The organism is Neorhizobium vignae (assembly GCF_000732195.1).
Lineage (GTDB): Bacteria > Pseudomonadota > Alphaproteobacteria > Rhizobiales > Rhizobiaceae > Neorhizobium > Neorhizobium vignae.
In genome coordinates this window covers 428,716-448,382 of sequence record NZ_JNNU01000003.1, presented here as the reverse complement: position 1 = coordinate 448,382, position 19,667 = coordinate 428,716, and the positions used below count along the sequence as shown (strand labels likewise).

15 protein-coding genes are annotated in these 19,667 nt (G+C 61.0%); 6 read left to right on the top strand and 9 right to left on the bottom strand.

Annotated features, from left to right (window positions below; genetic code table 11):
- Positions 1–35: 35 nt before the first annotated feature.
- A complete protein-coding gene (pstS, locus tag GQ59_RS06685; protein ID WP_244447921.1) occupies positions 36–1,022 on the bottom strand; it encodes a phosphate ABC transporter substrate-binding protein PstS in 987 nt (328 codons plus the stop codon).
- Between the two features lie 394 nt (positions 1,023–1,416).
- Here pstS and GQ59_RS06680 point away from each other — a divergent pair, with 394 nt between their 5' ends.
- The gene (locus tag GQ59_RS06680) at positions 1,417–1,620 is read left to right on the top strand and encodes a cold-shock protein (protein WP_037079265.1); all 204 of its coding nucleotides are present in this window, start codon (positions 1,417–1,419) and stop codon (positions 1,618–1,620) included.
- 308 nt (positions 1,621–1,928) lie between these two features.
- On the opposite strand, the gene malQ is transcribed toward GQ59_RS06680, so the two are convergent.
- From malQ to GQ59_RS06650, 6 genes are all read right to left on the bottom strand, one after another.
- Positions 1,929–3,812, bottom strand: a complete 1,884-nt coding sequence (gene malQ, locus GQ59_RS06675; protein WP_084683086.1) for a 4-alpha-glucanotransferase — start codon at positions 3,810–3,812, stop codon at positions 1,929–1,931.
- A gap of 364 nt (positions 3,813–4,176) precedes the next feature.
- A complete protein-coding gene (locus tag GQ59_RS06670; protein WP_037079019.1) occupies positions 4,177–5,094 on the bottom strand; it encodes an SMP-30/gluconolactonase/LRE family protein in 918 nt (305 codons plus the stop codon).
- A gap of 24 nt (positions 5,095–5,118) precedes the next feature.
- A complete protein-coding gene (locus GQ59_RS06665) occupies positions 5,119–6,066 on the bottom strand; it encodes an ABC transporter permease (protein ID WP_037079017.1) in 948 nt (315 codons plus the stop codon).
- Complete coding sequence (locus tag GQ59_RS06660; RefSeq protein WP_037079014.1) at positions 6,063–7,004, bottom strand: ABC transporter permease; 942 nt, start codon at positions 7,002–7,004, stop codon at positions 6,063–6,065. Before GQ59_RS06660 ends, GQ59_RS06665 begins: the two co-directional genes overlap by 4 nt.
- The gene (locus GQ59_RS06655; RefSeq protein WP_037079011.1) at positions 7,001–8,464 is read right to left on the bottom strand and encodes a sugar ABC transporter ATP-binding protein; all 1,464 of its coding nucleotides are present in this window, start codon (positions 8,462–8,464) and stop codon (positions 7,001–7,003) included. Before GQ59_RS06655 ends, GQ59_RS06660 begins: the two co-directional genes overlap by 4 nt.
- Positions 8,465–8,557: 93 nt before the next feature.
- A complete protein-coding gene (locus GQ59_RS06650; protein WP_037079008.1) occupies positions 8,558–9,574 on the bottom strand; it encodes an ABC transporter substrate-binding protein in 1,017 nt (338 codons plus the stop codon).
- A 237-nt stretch (positions 9,575–9,811) separates the two neighbouring features.
- Between GQ59_RS06650 and GQ59_RS06645 the strand changes: the two genes are divergently transcribed.
- Both GQ59_RS06645 and GQ59_RS06640 read left to right on the top strand, forming a co-directional pair.
- A complete protein-coding gene (locus GQ59_RS06645) occupies positions 9,812–11,050 on the top strand; it encodes a GAF domain-containing sensor histidine kinase (protein ID WP_037079261.1) in 1,239 nt (412 codons plus the stop codon).
- Positions 11,047–11,763 (top strand): response regulator transcription factor, encoded by a 717-nt coding sequence (locus GQ59_RS06640; protein ID WP_037079005.1) that lies wholly within the window; start codon positions 11,047–11,049, stop codon positions 11,761–11,763. Before GQ59_RS06645 ends, GQ59_RS06640 begins: the two co-directional genes overlap by 4 nt.
- A gap of 243 nt (positions 11,764–12,006) precedes the next feature.
- Here the strand turns inward: GQ59_RS06640 and GQ59_RS06635 are convergent, their stop codons facing one another.
- On the bottom strand, positions 12,007–15,147 hold the full coding sequence (locus GQ59_RS06635) for an efflux RND transporter permease subunit (protein WP_051903833.1): 3,141 nt from the start codon (positions 15,145–15,147) through the stop codon (positions 12,007–12,009).
- A gap of 1 nt (position 15,148) precedes the next feature.
- Entirely contained in the window at positions 15,149–16,306 is a 1,158-nt protein-coding gene (locus GQ59_RS06630) for an efflux RND transporter periplasmic adaptor subunit (protein ID WP_037079003.1), read from the bottom strand.
- Positions 16,307–16,489: 183 nt separating this feature from the next.
- Here GQ59_RS06630 and GQ59_RS06625 point away from each other — a divergent pair, with 183 nt between their 5' ends.
- From GQ59_RS06625 to GQ59_RS06615, 3 genes are all read left to right on the top strand, one after another.
- The gene (locus tag GQ59_RS06625; RefSeq protein WP_037079000.1) at positions 16,490–17,161 is read left to right on the top strand and encodes a response regulator transcription factor; all 672 of its coding nucleotides are present in this window, start codon (positions 16,490–16,492) and stop codon (positions 17,159–17,161) included.
- Positions 17,161–18,498: a sensor histidine kinase gene (locus GQ59_RS06620; protein WP_037078997.1), complete on the top strand. Its 1,338-nt coding sequence runs from the start codon at positions 17,161–17,163 to the stop codon at positions 18,496–18,498. Before GQ59_RS06625 ends, GQ59_RS06620 begins: the two co-directional genes overlap by 1 nt.
- A gap of 102 nt (positions 18,499–18,600) precedes the next feature.
- Entirely contained in the window at positions 18,601–19,488 is an 888-nt protein-coding gene (locus GQ59_RS06615) for a DUF3313 domain-containing protein (RefSeq protein WP_037078995.1), read from the top strand.
- Positions 19,489–19,667: the final 179 nt, after the last annotated feature.

The following is a 19,667-nucleotide window of genomic DNA, read 5'->3' as shown; positions in this document are numbered from 1 at the left end:
GCCGGAGTGAAAAACCTGGCTACGAAAGCACCAGCCTACCGGCTGGCGGCGGTGTCCTTGTTCAGCCAGTACTTGGCGATCTGGCTGACAATTTGCGGCGTCACGGGCACGTAGCCCAACGCCTCGGCGTCCTTGCCACCGTTTTCGAATGCGATGCGGAAGAAGTCTTGAACCCGCCCGAACCTGTGCGGTCCTATTTTCATGGAAACGACAGCGAACGTTGCGCCGGCGATCGGATAGGCGCCTTCCGCGGGCTGGTCGGTCAGCGACACGGCGAAATCTTTCGCTTCATCCCAGAAGGCCGCTCTTGCGGCTGCCCGCACACCCTCCGGCCCGGGCTTCACGAACTTGCCAGCCTTGTTACCGATGGCCGCGTAGGGGAGATCTGCCCGTTTCACCTGGCCGAAATCGGCATAAGCGATAGCGCCCTTGGTCGCCTGCACGGCGCGTATGAGATCCTGGGTGCCCTCCACAGAGGCTCCGACGGGCCATTTGATCAGAGTATCCGCACCATGGGTCGCCTTCCATTCCGGGCTGACGGACGACAGATACTCCGTGAAGATAAAGGTAGTACCAGAACCGTCCTTGCGTGCGACGGCGCTGATCGCCAGGTCGGGGAGCGCGATATTGGGGTTCAAGGCCTTGATCGCAGGATCGGCCCAGGACTTGATCTTTCCCAAATAGATGTCGGCAAGAACAGGCCCGGTCAGGTTGATCCCGCTTTTCTCGATCCCGTCGAGATTGACGGCGACAGCCACGCTGCCGAGCACGATCGGAAACTGCTGACGACCATGCTTTGCCAGTTCCTCATGCGAAACAGGCACATCTGACGCAGCAAAGTCGAGTTCCGGTTGGTCGAGGCGCATCAGGCCAGCCAGGGAGCCCACCAGTTCATAGTCGACGGTCCAGTCCGGCGAGCTGAAATCGCCGTCGTCCATGCGCGCCTTCTCGTAGCTCTCGGCCCATCTGGCGATGATTGGCGCAGCAAAGGTCGATCCAGCCCCGCGGATCGGATCGGCCACAGCCACTGCTGGGCAAAGCAGCACAGCGATGGCGATGAGACCGCGAAGATGGGCGATGGCCGCACTTGGTCCCCGCATCTGAAAGAAACGTTCCATCGGTTATTTCCCTCATGGCCGTTATCTGCGCCCGACTGAATGGCCCGACGGCCGGACATAGTTGTTCCGCAGCGAGCTGCCCCGCCCCATGCGTCATCCAAAAGATATCCCGGGAATTTAGGTATTTACCTTTGTTAACATCCTGATGACGGCTCATTTCCGAAAACCTCGGCCTGGCCGATAAACACCCAACAAAGCCCCTCTGCGTAACAACGAAGTCGCACATGCCTTGAAAGCGGGGAGAATGAGCTATAGGCTCCCGCTCGCGGCAACGGCCGTGCAAACATCAGGAGCCTTCATGCCTACCGGTACTGTCAAATTTTTCAACGAAGACAAAGGGTTTGGCTTCATCACGCCCGAGAATGGTGGAGCGGATGTGTTTGTGCATGTCTCTGCACTGGAACGAGGCGGATCTTTGAGAGAGGGGCAAAAGGTAAGCTATGAGCTAGGCCAGGACCGCAAAACTGGAAAGTCAAAAGCCGAAAACGTCAGCGCCCTTTAATCGGCGATGCGCGTTTAGACTTAAAAACGCGGTTGAGCCGAAAAGGCGAAGCCAGTGAGATGCCGGCGCATCAATGGACGACCGCCGGCCTCTCTCACCTCTTTGAACACAGATGCCGTGCCTGAGACGCAATGGGGTTGGATCGTAGGTTCTTCCCTTGCAATTGCTTTGCATGCTCCCGGCCAAGCAGGTCGCGTAGACGGCCGAACGTTGGCGTCACCGATCTCCCGCTCGCGGTGTTTTCAAGGGTGCCGGCGATAGCAGCAACGTGAGCTGCCAAGCTCCGAGACATGGTGATTGCCTTCCCCTCAATTCCGGATCGATCGCGAGCGCACCTCTAGCTGATCGGACCGACCCGCGCGTGCAGGACGACGTTCCTCGCCGACCACGACGATGATGGGATGGGTATCGGCCAGGCCCGCCAGTTCCTCGACGGTCATCGATAGTTTGGGCTTCCAGTTCGGGTAGGTGTCACTGGTCCCCGGCACGTTGGTGGGCTGTTTTTCGTCCGTCACGTCAGCCAGCCGCACTGCCACGAGCAACGAAGGCGTCTTGGCGATGAAACGGTGCGCCATCACGGCCAGAGCCGAAATGTCGTTCTCGGGTGCCGTCGCGTCGCTCATCACGCCTGCCGTCTTGAACGCCCGCAGAACCTGTCGTCGTTCCCTTTTCCGGTCCCTGATCTGCTGGCGGCCAGCGTCGCCGGAAACGAGCCCGTGGCTCCTGCGCATATCGACGTCTGCCGCCTTCCACCATCCGGCAAATGTCTGGTGATCATGGGTCGACACACAGGCAAGCGCGAGGGAGGGATAATCGTCGGGCAGCTTGAACCCACTCTTCGTCTGCTCATAGGATATTATCCGATAGGAGAGAATATCCGCCGCTGCCAATTGGGCTTGCAAGCCCTCCGGCAGGTTACCGAGGTCTTCTCCGATCACCACGCAGCGATATCTCTTGGACAATGCCGCCAGCGTGGCGATCAACGACTGCTGAGGATAGCCGACATAAACTCCCTGCTCGGGTCCGTTCTCCGCGGGCACCAGAAATAGCCGGCGCAAGGCGGCGGCATGATCGATACGAACCGCACCGGCGTATCGCATGACCGCGGACATCAGCTTTTCGAACGGTGACGGCTCACCTTCGACAATCGCCGACGGGTGAAACGCCGCCAGTCGCCAGTCCTGCCCGCCGGCAGCCATCGGGTCCGGTGGGCTACCGATGCTCGCTCCTTGGACATAGATCCCGCGGTTGCTCCAGGTCCCGGAGCCGTCGAGCGCTTCGCCAACCGCGACATCGAGGTACAGCCCTATGCGCATCCCCAGTCCCTGCGCGTGATCGGCAGCCTCCGAAAGCTGTCGATGCGCCAGCCATTGAAGCCATATGTGAAACTCGACCTCATCGGCGTGTTCTTCTTTGAAGCGCGACACGGCCTCGCTTCGCGGATCACGGTATTGTTCCGGCCAGCGGTGCCAGCCTGCCTCTCCGCCCGAGACGACTTGAGCTTCGGAAATGGCTTCAAACAGAGCATGAAGGCGGAGATCGCCGCCGCCGTCATGACGGAACTTCGAGAATTCAGGGCGGGCGGCGCTCTTTTCCCTTCGCGAATCTCGCGAACTCCGCCAGATCTTGCGCAGGACATCGAGCTTTATGCGAGCCACCCGTCGGTAATCCACCAGCGGTGCAAGGCGTAATTGCTCGATCTCGCCCTGCACTTCCGGGGATGCGGTAAAACCCTCGACCTTGTCGACGGCGATATAGAGCGGATTGAGGAACCGCCGGTTCGAAGGTTCGTAGGGACTGCATCGGTCGGGCGCGGCGAGGAAAGGGGCGTGGAGAGGATTGAGGCCGACAAAGTCGGCTCCCCAGGCCTTTGCCAGATCGATGACGGAGCGGAGGTCGGCGAAATCGCCGATACCCCAGTTCCGACCCGACCTCAGTTCGTAAAGCTGGCACGACAGTCCCCAGATGCGATCGGTGCCCGCGAAATCGGGGAGGAAGCATTTCGGGAGGTCGGAAGCGAGTTGAGGGGGCTGGGCAGGCGGAAGCGCCTTCAATGCCGACAGTATTTTGCGCCGGCCGATTTCCGAGACAGGCACTTCCTCGCCGCTTGGCGACGGCCGTTTCGCCTCCACCCCGTATTGGTTCGCGAGCTCATCCTGTTCACTCAGGGCCTTCGGTCCGACTCTTCTCATCGAACTGACTTCCAGGGAAATAATCCCTCGATCTGATTCATCGCGTTCCCCTTCTCCCGGCTCCCGTGCAAATCACGAAGCCGGCGCCATGGAACTATCGCCACGCCCAAGTGTTCCGGCGGCGAGCGAAGAACGGGGCCTACGCAAGTGAAATCGCCTTTCCGATCGCGCTGGCGAGCGGTCGCGATCCCAAGGACCCGCAACCACGCCGGTTACCCGAACGGGATATCTGGATACGAACTGGTCGAACCGATGCGAAGTCAGGCTATGCGCCACGGCGCGGAGTTTCGCTCGGCGGAAGTCGCCTCTTTGAACAAGAGCACAGACAGCCTTGTCGTCTCAGGAAAAAGGACAAGCGACGCAATTAGCCCAATGCTGCGCCGTTAGTCGCCACGAATACGGAATAGAGCGATTTGCTGGCGGTGATGAACAGCCTATTCCTGCGCGGGCCGCCGAAGGTGAGGTTCGCAACCGTCTGCGGTATGAGGATCTTGCCGAGCAGCACTCCGTCCGGCGAGAAGCAATGCACGCCGTCGCCGGCGCTCGTCCAGACATCTCCCTTTACGTCAACACGGAAACCATCCGGCAGGCCGTTGTCCAGGCTGCAGAAAATCCGGTCATTGGCGAGACGCTTGCCGTCGACGACATCGAACACGCGGATGTGTCGTGGCGCCTTGATGTCGTGGCTGGAGGCGGAGTCGGCGACGTAGAGTTTCGTTTCGTCCGGTGAGAAGGCAAGGCCGTTCGGCTGTCCGAAATCGGTCACGACCGCCTCAAGATCGCCGCTCTCCGGATCGAGGCGGTAGACGTTACGTGTATCCTGCTCCGGCTCGGCCTTGTAACCCTCGTAGTCAGACTTGATGCCGTAGGTCGGATCGGTGAACCAGACGCTGCCGTCCGAGCGTACCACGACGTCGTTCGGCGAGTTGAGCCGCTTGCCCTGGTAGCGGTCCGCCAGAATGGTGATCGAACCGTCGATCTCGGTACGCGTCACACGTCTGCCGCCGTGCTCGCAGGAAACCAGCCGGCCCTGACGGTCGCGCGTATTGCCGTTGACGAAATTCGATGGCGAGCGGAACACCGAAACACCGCCCTCCGGCGCCCAGCGCATCATGCGCTGGTTTGGGATATCGCTCCAGATCACGCAGTTCAGGTCCGCGAACCAGACAGGCCCCTCGGCCCAGCGGCAGTCGGAATAAAGTTCCTCGAGCGCCGCGCTGGCGACGATCAACTGCCGGAAGGCTTCGTCGTGAATTTCGTAGATGGAGGTTTTCTGCGGCATGGGAATGTGTCCGATTGGCGTTGTTCATCGGTTGGATTGACGGCCGCCGGCGAGGAGAATGACGGCGATGATGATGAGGCCGGTGAGGATGAGGCGGAACCCGGCGCCGAAGCCATAAGTGTTGAGCATGGACACGACAAGGAACATGAAGAGCGATGCGCCCCATATGCCCGGAATGTTGGAATTGCCGCCCGCGACGGCGGTGCCGCCGATCACGACGACGGCGATCGACATGAGCAGGTATTCGGACCCCATATTGAGTGCTGCGCCGCCGGAGAAACTTGCAAGCAGGTAGCCGCAGATCGATGCGAGGACGGCGCATAGGATATAGGTGACGAGCCGCGTGCCGTCGACCGGTATACCGGTCATGCGGGCGGCAAACGTGCTTTGACCGATCGCCGAGATCCAACGGCCATAGATTGTCTTTTCGAGCAGGACCCAGGCGATCACCGAGAGGATGAGCGCGACGATGGCGATATTGGGAACACCGAACAGATTGGATGTGGTGAAGCTCGCCAGTATCTCGGGGGGCTTGATGCGCAGGCCGCGGTTCGTCCAGATCGCCGTCGACTGGATGATGAAGCTCATGGATAGCGTCGCGATGATCGGCGGAATGCGCAGCAGCTTGATAAGCACATAGTTGCCGATACCGATCCCAAGGCCGAGAAGGATCGAAACCAGCAGGCCGACGATGATCATGCCGTCCTGCACGTCCATCAGCTTCAGCGCCATCGTGCCGGAAAGCGTCATCGTGGCGGGCACCGAGAGATCGATATTGCCGGGGCCGAGCGTGATGACGAACATCTGGCCGAGGCCGACGATGACGGAGAAGGCCGCGAAAGTAAGCGCCGCCTGCGACAGGCCGAGCGAGCTTGCTCCGCCGGTGAAGAGGACGGTGACGATCCAGACGGCAATCGTGGCCGCGAAAGACCAGATCCAGGGTTTGGAGAGGAGGAGGCGCGCGCCGGTCATCGGCTCTTCTCCCGCTTTTCCAGCCGGTTGAGGAGGAGGCGCAGCCCCAGCACGACGATAAGGATTGCTCCCTGAGCGCCGATCTGCCAATCGGGAGAAATGCGCAGGAAGGACAGGAACGAACCGGCGAGCGTCAAGGTCAACGCCCCGATGACGGCGCCGATCGGCGAGACTTTGCCGCCGACGAACTCGCCGCCGCCGAGGATGACACCCGCGATCGACAGCAACGTGTAGCGCAGAGCGATATTGGCATCCGCCGAAGTCGTGAGGCCAACGAGCGCGATGCCGGACAGCACGGCGAAGAAGCCGGCCAGCGCATAGGTTCCCGCACGGATGCGGATGACCGACCAACCGGCGCGTTCGACCGAGCGGACATTTCCGCCGACGCCGCGGATCAGCACGCCGGCGGAGGAGCGCATGATGGCGAAATGGGTGACCAAGGCGATGACGATGCTGGCAACGATCGCCATCGGCACGAAGGGTGGCCGGGAGGTCATCAGCCAGCGGGCCCAGCCCGGAGCTTCGCCGCCCGGAGACGGCAGCATAAGGACCGCAAGCCCGCCCCAGACGAAGCTCATGCCGAGGGTCACGACGATCGAAGGCAGTTCTCGAACGTGGATGACAATGCCGATCACGGCATAGGCCGCAATAGCTCCAAGGAAAATCAGCACCCCGATCGCCGGAGAGGCCTGCAGGAACGTTGCCGTCACGCAGGCACAGAAGCTGACGAAGGCACCCATCGACAGGTCGAGGTCGTTGACCGCCATGATGAGCATCTGCGCCACCGTCGCGAGCGCGATCGGCACGGCGAGATTGAAGAGCAGGTTCAGGCCGGTATAGCTCATGGCGCGCGGCTGCATGTAGAAGACGGCGGCGAGCAGCAATGCGAGCGAAGCGGCAGGGATGACAAGACGGATCGTGCTGGTGGATATCCTCATGCCGCTTCGCCTCCGCTGAAGGAGGCTTCCAGCACATTCTTCTCAGTGATCTCGTCGCCCGCGAGTTCGGCGACGATCGCCCCTTCTCGGAAGACATAGACCCGGTCGCAAAGACGTATCTCGTCCATTTCCGTCGAATACCAGATGAAAGTGCGCCCGCCTGCCGCTTCCAAGCGGAGGATGTCATACACTTCCTGCTTGGTGCCGACATCGACGCCGCGCATCGGGTCGTCCATCAGCACGATCCTCGCGCTCGTCGCCAATGCGCGGGCGAACAGCACTTTCTGCTGGTTGCCGCCGGAGAGCGACAGGATGCGGTTTTCCATATCCGGCGTACGGATCTCGATGCGCTTCTTCCAGCCGTTGCCGAGCGCGCCTTCACGGTCACGGTCCACGATGGTCCGGGCGGAAAAATCGCCAAGCGAGGCAATGCTTAGGTTCTTCAGGATGCTCCAGAGCGGGAATATGCCGTTCAGGCTGCGGTCGCCGGCGACGAAGGCGATCTCCTTCCGGCGGGCCGGCCACCAGTTGCTGTTGCGGGAAAGATAGAGATCGAGAAGCGTTTCCGTCTGGCCATGGCCTCCGAGGCCGGCAAGGCCGATCATTTCGCCACGATGGGCTTCGAAGGCAAGGCCCTGCCCTCGTCGCGCGGGCATGGCAAGCACCGGCGCGCCGTTGCGCTTGTCACCCGCGCGCTGCCACTCCTTTTCGCGTGCCACGTTGCCCATGGCTTCGACGAGGCTGCGTTTGCTGAACTCCGATGCAGAGCGGTCGGCGACGACCCGACCGTCCTTCATCACCACGATGCGGTCCGAGGTGGAGAGGATTTCGCCGAGGATGTGCGAGATCAGCAGGACCGATCCCCCCTCGCCGACGAACCTGCGGATATAGGCCATCAGCTGCGCCGCCAGCCCAGCGTCGAGCGAAGATGTCGGTTCGTCGAGAATGACGAGTTTCGGCTTCTGGTTCAGGCCGGCGAAGCTGACGGCGATCTCGACCATCTGTCGCTCGGCAATAGAGAGATCGTCGATCGTGCTGTCGCAATCGATGCCATGGTTGGGAAAAATTTCCTGCAATTGGAGTTCGACGAGGGCGCCCGCCCTGCTGCGCCAGTTCCAGCCTGCGAGTTCCGCGTGCATGATGCGGGCGTTCTCATTGACGGTCAGGTTGGGGCAAAGCGACAGTTCCTGGAAAACGCAGCGAACGCCATTGGCTCGCGCAGTCGAGATGCCGTGCTGGGCGCGGATACCGCCATAGCTGATTTCGCCTGCATGGGGAGTAAGACCACCGTTGATGGCGTTGACAATCGTGGATTTGCCGGCGCCGTTATGTCCGACCAATCCGACGCATTCGCCGGCGTGGATGACAAGATCGGCGCCGTCCAATGCTTTGACAGCGCCGAAGGTCACCTTGATGCCCCGGGCGGCAACTACCTCTGGTCTTGTTGTCACTTCATTCATGCGAAACACGTCGTCGACAGTTCGGGAGGCGGCCTGGCTCGGATCGGGACACGGCGCGCAAGGGCGCCGCATCCTGTCTTGGGGAGGATCAGCTTACTTGGCTGCGCTGATGACTTTCTGGGCGTCTTCCAGCGAATACTCGACGTTGGCGACGCCACCCTTCTGGGTGCCGGCGAGATTGGTTTCGAGATTGCCCTGGTCGATGCGCAGGAAGGGCACCACAAGGTCCTTCTTCACCTGCTTGCCGTCGAGGATCTGCTGGGCCACCCAGAAGGCAAGCGTCGAAACGCCGGGAGCGATGGAGACGGACATCGTCTCGTAACCGTTCTTGTCCTTCTGTTGCTTCCACCAGACGAGTTCGTCCTCGCGGTTGCCCATGACGATGGTTGGAGTGGGACGATTGGCGGCAGCGAATGCCTGGGCCGCGCCGTAGCCGTCGCCGCCCTGGGTTACCACGGCGGTGATTTCCGGAAGGCTCGGAAGGATGCCGGCGACAGCGCGCTGCGCGACGTCCTGCGCCCAGTCGCCGTTGACAGCACCGACGATCTTGAACTGCGGGTTTTTCCGAACGCCCGCCTGGATGCCCGCATGGATTTCGTCATCGACCGAAACCCCTGCGAGACCCCTAATCTCCAGGAGGTTCCCACCTTTCGGCAGCTTCTTGGCGAGATATTCGACCTGACTTTCGCCCATCGCCTTGAAATCCACCGCGATGCGCCAGGCACACGGTTCGGTCACGATGCCGTCGAAGGACACGACGGTGATGCCGGCATTGCAGGCTTCCTTGACCGCACCATTGAGCGCAGTCGGCGACGCCGCGTTGATAACGATCGCGTCATAGCCCTGCAGGATCATGTTCTGGATCTGGGCGGCCTGCTCTGTCGCCTGGTTCTCGGCCGTCGTGAACGGATCGGCGGCAGCGACGATCTTCTTGGAGACGGCCTCCTTGGTGATCTTGTCCCAGCTTGTCAGCATGGCCTGACGCCAGGAATTGCCGGCATAATTGTTGGAAAGGGCGATCTTTTTGCCCGAAGTATCGGCCAGGGCGGAGACCGGCCCAGCAACGCAAGCAATAGCGACAGATGCGAATAGCATCTTCCTGATGATCATGATTTCCTCCCTAGAGTTCTCGACGGGTTCTTCGGGCCGCTCCTCAACGGTTGTTCGAAGATAGTGATTGCGCTGAGCCCCGTTTGCTCAGTAAAGCGAGCATGGAGGAGAAATCAGATGTTGTATAGGCGCATACAAGCAACCTGCTTGCGGGTATTCGCGGAAAATTTGCGGGTTCCCGCAAGACAAGAGCAGCAGCGAGGCGTCTAATAATTGGAGGACTGGAGGATGTCCGTCATGCTCAATCCGGCGCCAAGCGCGTTATTTGACCGCTATCTCGGAATTTCCCGGCTGCTCGCAGGCCAACTCGATTTCAACTCGATCATCCAGGCGGTGGCGGCTGAGATCAGCCATATCATTCCGCACGATCATCTCGACGTATGCATCAAGATGCTGGACGGGAAATACCACATCGCCTACGAGAGCGGGCTTGCGACCGCTTGGAGCCAACAGCCTCCGGCGCTGCTGACCGGCAGCCCTATCCGTACGCTCCTGTCCGGCGAGGTGGATTTCCTGCTTTCGCCGGATGCCTGTGCCGATCCGCGCTTTCATTTCGATGGCGCGTTTTCGAGCCCGATAATCGAACTGTCTCTGAGAAGCCGGCTGCATGTGCCGCTCAAGGTTCAAGGGGACATCATCGGCGCCCTGAGCTGCTCCAGCCACGAGCATGGCAAGTACTCGATGGAGGACGTCGAGAACGCCCGCTCGATCGCCGACCTTTTGGCACCATATTTCTTTGCACTGAGGGCTGCCGAACAGGCCAAACGCTCCGCAATCGTCGAAACGGAGGCCCGCGCCCGCGAAGAGGGATTGCGGCTGGGTGCGCTCAAGCTGACCGAGGCCCTGGAGGCCGAACGGCAGCGGATTGGCATGGACCTTCATGACCAGACGCTCGCCGACCTGACACGGCTCGCACGGCGCATGGAGCGGCTTTCAGGACTTCCGGACATGCATGGAGATGCGCTCGAACCACTCTGCCGCACCCTGCAGCAATGCATGCACGACCTTCGCCAGATCATCGAGGAGGCCAAGCCGACCGTGCTGCAGCTTTTCGGCGTGGCAGAGGCGATCGAGAACCACCTGGAACGCTCGGTGCGCGAAAGCGGCCTGCCGGTCGCCTGGCGGATGGTCGATGAGACAGGTGGAGCATTGCTCGACCTCGACAGGACCGTGGCGACCGCGCTGTTCCGCATCGTCCAGGAAGCGGTCAACAACGCGATCCGTCATGGGCAACCGAAGACGATCCTGGTACATCTGCGTATCCAGGGCGACGCGCTGTCGATCGAGATCAGCGACGACGGGAGCGGCCTGCGCAACGGTCGCGACAAGGCCGGGCACGGGATTGGCAATATGAAGACGCGAGCGCGGCTGATCTCGGCAAAATTCGAGATCGGCGGCAATCCCGGCGGGCGCGGCACGACGGCCAAGGTCGTGCTGTCAATGGAACGCAGGCATGTTGCGGAGAAATCGGCATGAAAGTCTTGATCATCGAGGACGACCCGCTGCACCGGTCTTACCTGCACGAGGCCGTGCGGGCGGCATTGCCTGAATGCGACACGGTTCTGGAGGCGGAAAACGGCCATGCCGGTGAGGTGCAGGCGCGCCAATCCCGAGCCGAGCACGTGGTCATGGACCTGCAGATGAGCGAACGCAACGGCATCGAGGCGGCCCGCACTATCTGGCGCGAACGGCCGGATACCAAAATTCTGTTCTGGTCGAACTATTCCGATGAAGCCTATGTGCGTGGCGTGGCGCGTATCGTGCCAGAAGGTGCGACATACGGATACGTGTTGAAATCTACTTCCGACGAGCGGTTGAAGCTCGCATTGCGCGGCGTCTTTATCGAATCGCAATGCGTTATCGACCGCGAGGTCCGGGGCATCCAGCAGAAAAGCCTGGGTACTGCGCACGGTCTGAGCGACGCGGAATACGAAATCCTGGTGGATGTGGCACTCGGCCTGACCGACAAGGCGATAGCCCAGCGAAAAAAGCTTTCGTTACGAAGCGTCCAGAACCGCCTTCAGCAACTCTATGAAAAACTGGACGTCTACGAGGGGCCCGGCAACGGCCCCGAGGGCTGGTACAATCTTCGCATGCGCGCCGTCGCCGTCGCCCTGCTCCGCAAGGTATTGAATGCCAGCGCACTCGAAAGAGGCGAGCGTGAATTGCGCAGCGCGCGCGGGAATTAGGCATCGGGGCTGAATTGCCTATTGCAGCACAGCGTTTCGGTGCCGGTGGCAGTTCTGCGGACCGCTGATTCATCATCGTGATCGGATTGACGCGATTGCTCCTGCTCGACAAAGCGCGAAGTCTCTACATGGTGAACCGCCTCGAGAGAAAAATCAGCAGGACAAGCGGTCCTCCAAGGAGGGCCGCCAGCATGATCGCGGATAGAAGGAACCTGCCGAAGAGGCGAAGAACTGTTTTGCGGGTCATGGCTGTGCCGATTTCGGCGAATGAAGTTCGTTTTCGCCGATCGAATGCGTCCGCAGCCTCCCCGCAATCCAAAGCGCCAGACTGTCGATGTAGGAGAGGATGACGGGCACCACGATCAAGGTCAGAAGGGTAGAACTGACAAGGCCGCCGATGACGGCATGCGCCATCGGAGCCCGTTGCGCGCCGCCGCCACCGGCCGCCAGCGCGAGCGGGATCATGCCGGCGATCATCGCGAGCGATGTCATGATGATCGGGCGGAACCGTACGGCGCCTGCATTGACAAGCGCCTCGCTGAGGGTCGCCCCCTGCCGGCGCTCCCGGTTGGCGAAGTCGACCAGCAGGATGCCGTTCTTGGTAACGAGCCCCATCAGCATGATGAAGCCGATCATCGAGAACATGTTGATGGTACTTCCCGCGACCATGAGGCCGAGGAGCACGCCGATCAGCGACAGGGGAAGTGCAGCCATGATGGCGATCGGTTGGGTGAAGCTTCCAAACTGCGAAGCCAACACGACATAGATGAAGATCACCGCCATCGTCAGCGCCTTGAACATGCCGCCTGTCGCTTCCTGAATGTCCTCGGAATCCCCGCCGAATTTTATCCGGTAGCCAGTCGGCAAATCTTGCTTGGCTACCATGGCCTCCAGTTCGGCTGTGACATCCCCCGCGGCTCGGCCAAATACATCCGCCGAAATCAGGATCTCTCTGGACATGTCGAGACGACGGATCTCGGAAGCCGCCGGGACGACTGCGATGTCCGCGACCTGATCCAGCCGGACCATGTGCGGGCTGCCGCTTGCGTCATTGCCCGGGACTTTGATCATCAACTCCCCGAGGGCGGCGGCGTTGGCGCGCTGGTCGCGGGGAAGCCGGACGACAACGTCGTAGGTTTCTCCGCGCCTATCGGTCCAGCTGGAAACGTCTTCACCGCCGATCAGCGGCGAGAGCATTCCGGCCAGCTCGGAGATACCGATGCCAAGATCACTCGCCTGCTCGCGCTTGAGCCGGACGGAAAGGATGGAATTTTCCTCGCCAGCGCTTGAATTGATATCCACCATGCCGGGCATCCCGCGCATGCCCTTGGTCAGATCCGCGGCGATCTTTTCCAGTACCCGCTGATCGTCACCCAGGACGCTCAGTTGGATCGGACTGGCGCCTCCGCCCAGGCCCTCCTGGATGATGGCGATCTTGACGCCCGGTATGACGGAAAGACGCTCGCGGATGGGACCCGCAATGGTGGCGGGCGCCTGTTTGCGCCGCTCCAGCGGCACGAGGCTGACGAGAATGGCGGCTTTGTGTTTGCCGATGGCGCTGCCGGTATTGATCGTCGAGTAGATCGAAGCAACTTCCGGAAACTCATGCAGCGCCTTCTCGATCTGCCCAACCTTGGTGCGCGTATAGTCCAACGAAGAGCCTGCCGGCGTCGTCACGTTGATCTGGAATCGACCTTCGTCCGCATTGGGAACGAATTCGACGCCCACCAGAGGAACCATCAGAATGCTGCCGACGAGGATGCCGCCAGTCAGGCCGAGCGTGACCAAACGATGTCGCAGCGTCCAGCGGATGATCTCTCGATAGCGCTCGGCGAGCCTTTCGAACCCGTCATCGAAACGCGCAATCAGCCGTCCGACCGGTCCGCGCCGTGCGTCGGGCTCAGCATCGGGATCATGCCAGACGCTGGAAAGCATCGGGTCGAGGGTGAAGGCGACGAACAGCGAGATCAGCACGGCAGCGGAAACTGTGACGCCGAATTCGTAGAAGAAACGGCCAACCATGCCTTCCATGAATGCTACGGGCAGGAAGACTGCGACGATCGTGGCCGTCGTCGCAGTCACAGCGAGTCCGATTTCGTTGGTGCCATCGAGAGCGGCCTTCAAATGCGACTTGCCCATGTGCAGATGGCGCATGATGTTCTCGCGCACCACGATCGCGTCATCGACAAGGATGCCGATCGAGAGCGTCAACGCCAGCAGGCTGAGCATATTGAGCGTGAAGCCGAGAAAATCGATGACGGCGAGCGTGCCGATCATGGCGATCGGAAGCGTCAGCCCGGTGATCACCGTGCTTCGCCATGAGTTGAGGAACAGGAAGACGATGGCGACCGCCAATGCCGCTCCCTCGATTAGTGTCGATTGCACCTCGCCGAGCGATTCCTGAATGGGGGCCGAGGCATCCGTGATGATTTGAAGCCGAACGTTTTGGGCGCCCAGTTCGACGTTCAGCTGATCGAGCCGCTTTCGCACATCGCTCACCACCTGCACGGTATTCGCATCCTGGACCTTGACGATGGCCACGGCGAGCGCTGTTTCGCCGTTATAGATCGCGCGGCTTTCCGGATCCGCTGCGCCATCCCTTACGTTGGCAACATCGCGGAGATAGACATCCCCGTCGCCGCGGCGGGCAACGATCACATCCAGAAGGTCCTTCGGCTCCGCAATCTGTCCCTGCACCTGAATGGTGCGGTCGGTGATACCGCTGGTCACGCTTCCGGCGGGCCTGTTCTGGTTGGTGGTCCGGAGGGCCTCGATGACCTCGTCGACGCCGATGCCCAATGCGCGCATCCGCGTCTCGTCGATGCTGATGTCGACCTGCCGTTTCTGACCGCCGATCAGCGTCGCCTGCCCTACCCCGGCTATCGTCGTCAGCTGGCGCAATACGCGCTGGTCGGCGATCGTTGTAAGTTCCGGCATTTCGAGAGAGGGCGAACTAATTGCCACCGAAAGTATCGGTTCGTCCAATGGATTGAACCGGGCCACGACCGGTTTGGCGGCTTCCTCGGGAAGGTCTGCTTCAAGGGCCGCTATCTTGTCGCGGACGTCCTGCGCTGCGGTCGTGCTCTCCACCTCCAGCTTGAACTGGGCGATGACGACCGACCGTCCTTCGTAGGACGTCGACGTGATCTCGTCGAGGCCGCTGATCGTATTGAGCGCCTCCTCGATGGGCCTGGTCACCTCCGTCTCGACGGTTTCGGGCGTGGCACCCGGGTAGGTCGTTGTGACCACGACAACCGGAACGTCGACATTCGGAAACTGGTCGACGCCGAGGCGCTCGTAGGAAAACCCGCCAAGCACAAGCAGCAGCACCATCATCATGGTGGCGAAAACGGGATGACCGATGGAAATGCGGGTGAGGAACATGTCAGCTCGCCTTCGAAATCGTGACGGTGACGTCCGGTCGCAGCTCGGGCAGCGGTGCGGTCACGATCGTGTCGCCGTAAGCCAGGCCTTCGGAAACCTCCAGGCTGTCACTCCCGCCCCATCCCGATCCCACGGTCACGGGCTGGCGGACAAGACGGCCTTTTTTCAGCTTGAGGACATAGTCTCCCGTCTCGTCCTTGCGAAGCGAGATCGCCGGTATGATGATCGCGTCTTCGTTTTGCCGGACCACGATCGAGCCTGTCGCGAACGATCCGCCCCTCAGATGGGCGCCACTGTTGGAGAGCCGGATATAGACCGGGATGAAGCGCGTGCCGCGGTCGGCGACCGGACTGATACGATCCACCCGTCCGATGACCGTTTGCCCGTCAAGCCCGTCGATGTGCAGTTCTGCCCGTTGGGCGATGGCAATACGGTGAACGTCGCGCGTGGAGACCAGGACTTTTGCTTCCAGAATGCGCGTATCGACGATCGTGAAAAGTTCTGCGCCGGCGCCGACGCGGGAGCCCTGATTGATCGCCCGATTTGAGATCGCCCCATCGAACGGCGCCCGAACTTCGGCGTCCCGCAAAGCGGTGCGTGCGATATCCGCCTGTGCTGAAAGGCCTTTCAGTCTGGCGGTCGCGGCGGCAACCTGGCTTCGTGCCTTATCGAGTTGCTCCTGGCTTGCAATGTTCTTATCCGCGAGTTGTTCGATCCTGTTGAGTGACTGCGTGGCGAGCAGCATCTCCGCCGCCGCGACATCGCGATCCCCTTCACGCTGCTTGAGGATCGATTGGAGATCATCCGTCTCAAAACGTGCCAGCACGTCCCCTGCCTTGACGGCCTGTCCCGCAACGGCGCGAACCTCGATGATCTTTCCTCCATCCTTGGCGTGCAGGACGGCGCGGTTGATCGGCTCGAGGTCGCCGCTGACGCTCACCCGTTCCGCCATCGACGTGGGCCGGATGTCAGCGATCTCCGAAGGTTCCAGTTCCAGCGGTCTATCGAGCTGGTTCCCCGCGACCGCGGCGACGACCTCTTTCACCCGCTCATTTGCATCAACCGTTCCGCGTGCGGGATCGATAAACACGACAGCGAGGTAGACGCCCCCCAGGAGCATTCCTGCCTTGGTCAATCTCATCGTCCATTTCAAAGCCATAGCGACATTCCTTGGATTTAATGCACGGCCACCTGCGGCGGCGCCTCGCGTTTTCGCGACTGGATGGCTCCGGTTGCTAGGCTTCGACAATTGCAGCAGCATTACCTGATGGTTCTTTTGTCCCCCGTAATGCTGCCGCAATCTTCGCGGCGGAGAAGGACGGGACAGGAGAGCCAAGGGACGATGAGACTTCTATTGATAGAGGACGAGAGAGAGCTGGCTGACGCTCTTTCAAGGGCGCTGAGCAAACACGGCATCGTCACCGATCACACCACGCATCTTGCGGACGCTTTCGAATTGACGCGCCAGAATAGCTACGACGCGATTCTTCTGGATCGACGCCTGCCTGACGGCGAAGGCCTGACCTTCATTCCGATGCTGAGGCGGACGGGCACCGACACGCCGGTCATTGTGCTGACGGCGCGCAATGAGCCGTTGGAGCGGGTCGAAGGGCTGGATGTCGGCGCGGACGACTATCTGGGCAAGCCGTTTCTTGTGGACGAGCTGATGGCGCGATTGCGGGCGGTTCTGCGACGACCGCCAAGCCTGACGGAACTTCAGATTACTGTCGGCCGGATGGTGATCGATCCCCTGCATTTGAGTGTGACCGTCGAATCGACCCCGCTCGACCTGCCCAGGCGCGAACTTCTCGTTCTGGCGGCGCTGGCCAAACGGAAAGACAAAACCGTCCTTCGATCGACACTTGAGGCGGCAGTCTACAACTATGAAGAAGAAATCCAGTCGAATGCGCTCGATGCGCATATTTCAAGACTGCGCAAACGACTGCTGGATGCCGGCGCCGGCGTCGCGGTCCATAACATCCGAGGCGTCGGATATCTCCTGAAGGAAGAATGATGCGCCCTTCGAACCGATCCAACCCGTCCCTTTGGTGGAAGCTCAGCTGGCAGCTCAGCCTTGTTATCGTCGCCGTGGTTGCCGCGGTGATCATCGGGCTTTGCGTATGGGCAGCGACGATCATGTCGCCCAACATCGCCATGGAAGAGACAGTTGGTTCAGCGATAGCTGCGGCCACGTCACGCGACAACCAAGGACATTTGGCGTTGCGAGAAACGCTGGAGCTAAAGGCGCTCAAGGAGCAGAACAGTGCGCTTTGGTATGTGGTGGCTACGATAGATGGTGTATCCGTGTCCTATGGCACCATCCCCCCACCCTATCGGGATCTCGCGCATCTGGTCCATCTGTTCGACGATGCAGACATACGGGGGTCGGCTACGACAAAAGAGGTCGCGACGATCGATAGTGCCGAAACAGCTTTCGGCGAGGTACGGATTCTTTTTGGTGGAGTGGCTGGCAAAGGTTGGCCAGCATTCGCTCTTTTGACCAGGGCCTACCCGATCTATGTCTCTCTGCTTGCCGTCGCTCTGCCAGCGATCTTCCTTACCGTCCCGCGAATCGTCGGCCGCGCGCTTGCAAGGGTGAGTGATGTCGCTGACAAAGCATCGCAGATCCAACCGCGCCAGCATGGAGCACGCCTGCCGGTGGAAGGTATTCCCAAAGAAGTTGCTCCGCTGGTGATTGCATTCAACGGTACGCTTGAGCGGCTTGAGAACGAATTGAAGAAACGCCAGCGCTTCCTAATCGACGCGGCGCATGAGCTCAGAACACCGATCGCCATCATGCAGACCCGGATCGATGGGACGCCCGAGGGCCAGGAACGCAGGCGATTGTTGAACGACGTTGCGCGTTTGGCCGAGACCGCCGAACAGCTCCTCGATTTTGAGCGAAACGACCAGGCGACCGAGCTCCATGAAGCGGTCGATCTCGTCGAGATCGCACGGACAGTAGTCGCCGACCTGGCGCCTCAGGCGATCGCCGCCGGCTACCAGATCTCTTTTCAAAGCGAGGTGGAAAGCCTCGAACGGCGCGGCAGCCCTTCCGCTCTGCCAAGAGCGATCAGCAATCTGGTTCGCAATGCGATCGACCACGGTGGCGATAGGGGAATGATTACCATTTCGGTCTTGGCCGGCGGGCGGATCACCGTGGCCGACGAAGGGTCAGGCATACCGGCCGAACATCAGGAGCTGGTTTTCGAGCCCTTCTATCGCGTCACCCCCAAAAGCAGAGGCGCGGGCCTTGGTTTGAGCCTGGTGAAACAGATCGTCGCAAACCACCGGGGGCAAGTCAGTCTCCAAAGCGGCTCGACCGGAACGCAGGTTGCAATCGAACTCTGACAGACGGCACCGGGTCCACCCCGTGACCGATCCTCTGTAATGCTGCGGCAATCCTTGCCCCGCACTGTCACCCCAGTACATCCGTGACGGAGGCCCGAAGGCGTGCGCAGCAATCCATCCATTGAACCATTTTTCCGAGTTGCCGGATCTCCATCCAAATCAGCTTTCAGATCTCTATGTTTCGCTTTGCCCCTGACCCTGGCGGTAACGGGATGCACCTCGGTGCCACTGAAGGAGGCAGGCACACTGACTTCCTACAGCAATCTTGGCACGCCAAAGGGAACGCTGGCCAAGAAACGCCTTTACGTCGATGGGCGACATCTGACCACGGTCAAGACGGTCAGCATCGTGCCGACAACTTTCTCTTTCAGCGCCGAATCCCGGATCAAAACGGAAGCCGACCGCTCGCTGGTGTCGAACGCATTGGACCGGGCGCTCTGCGTCGCGCTCAGCGACAAGTATCAAATGGTCCCGGCCGGCCAACCGGCAGATCTGACAATACGATCCGTCGTCACCGATATCGTACCGACAAACAGGGCCGTGGCCGGGGTCGCAACCGCCGTCACCGTCGGTACCGGCTTTGTCCTGCCCGTCAGCGTGCCGCGATTGCCCTTCGGCCTCGGCGGATTGGCGGTCGAAGCGGAGGCTGTCAACGGCGGCGGCATTCAGAGCGCGGCAATGGTGTGGGCCCGCGGCGCAAATTCGATCCAGGACAAACCCCGCGTTTCCGAAGTCGGGGACGCATATGGCCTCGCCTCCAAGTTCGCGTCCGACTTTTCGCGAATGCTCATTTCCGGCAAGGAGCCGAAAGGATTGAACATCTCCCTTCCTTCAGGGCAGCGGATGCGGTCCTGGCTCGGCGGAAAACCGAAATACCCGGCTTGCGACGCCTTCGGGCGGGCGCCTGGGTTGGTGGGAGCCGTGGCGGCCAAGTACGGCGCGCCGCCGGAATGGACCGACAAGAAGCCGAAACCGGCCATTACGCACTGACATCTCACCCGAGAGGACCGGCATGCGCGTCAGCGAAGCCGTTGCACTTTTTACGGAAGAACGGCGGTCGGACCCTCCAGCGACCACCTGACCCCGTAAGGCGGCATGGACGGACGGAGCACTGGCCGGCACCCCCAAAAGCCTTGCTCCGTTCGTCCGCTGCTCGCCGGCATTGGCAA

What these genes read in the sequence shown, in the direction of transcription:
- GQ59_RS06620 (WP_037078997.1), top strand. Translation starts at nt 17,161, where the DNA reads ATGCGCCCTTCGAACCGATCCAACCCGTCCCTTTGGTGGAAGCTCAGC.
- GQ59_RS06655 (WP_037079011.1), bottom strand. Translation starts at nt 8,464, where the DNA reads ATGAATGAAGTGACAACAAGACCAGAGGTAGTTGCCGCCCGGGGCATC.
- GQ59_RS06680 (WP_037079265.1), top strand. Translation starts at nt 1,417, where the DNA reads ATGCCTACCGGTACTGTCAAATTTTTCAACGAAGACAAAGGGTTTGGC.
- GQ59_RS06640 (WP_037079005.1), top strand. Translation starts at nt 11,047, where the DNA reads ATGAAAGTCTTGATCATCGAGGACGACCCGCTGCACCGGTCTTACCTG.
- GQ59_RS06630 (WP_037079003.1), bottom strand. Translation starts at nt 16,306, where the DNA reads ATGGCTTTGAAATGGACGATGAGATTGACCAAGGCAGGAATGCTCCTG.
- GQ59_RS06650 (WP_037079008.1), bottom strand. Translation starts at nt 9,574, where the DNA reads ATGATCATCAGGAAGATGCTATTCGCATCTGTCGCTATTGCTTGCGTT.
- GQ59_RS06635 (WP_051903833.1), bottom strand. Translation starts at nt 15,147, where the DNA reads ATGTTCCTCACCCGCATTTCCATCGGTCATCCCGTTTTCGCCACCATG.
- malQ (WP_084683086.1), bottom strand. Translation starts at nt 3,812, where the DNA reads ATGAGAAGAGTCGGACCGAAGGCCCTGAGTGAACAGGATGAGCTCGCG.
- GQ59_RS06670 (WP_037079019.1), bottom strand. Translation starts at nt 5,094, where the DNA reads ATGCCGCAGAAAACCTCCATCTACGAAATTCACGACGAAGCCTTCCGG.
- GQ59_RS06665 (WP_037079017.1), bottom strand. Translation starts at nt 6,066, where the DNA reads ATGACCGGCGCGCGCCTCCTCCTCTCCAAACCCTGGATCTGGTCTTTC.
- GQ59_RS06660 (WP_037079014.1), bottom strand. Translation starts at nt 7,004, where the DNA reads ATGAGGATATCCACCAGCACGATCCGTCTTGTCATCCCTGCCGCTTCG.
- GQ59_RS06625 (WP_037079000.1), top strand. Translation starts at nt 16,490, where the DNA reads ATGAGACTTCTATTGATAGAGGACGAGAGAGAGCTGGCTGACGCTCTT.
- GQ59_RS06645 (WP_037079261.1), top strand. Translation starts at nt 9,812, where the DNA reads ATGCTCAATCCGGCGCCAAGCGCGTTATTTGACCGCTATCTCGGAATT.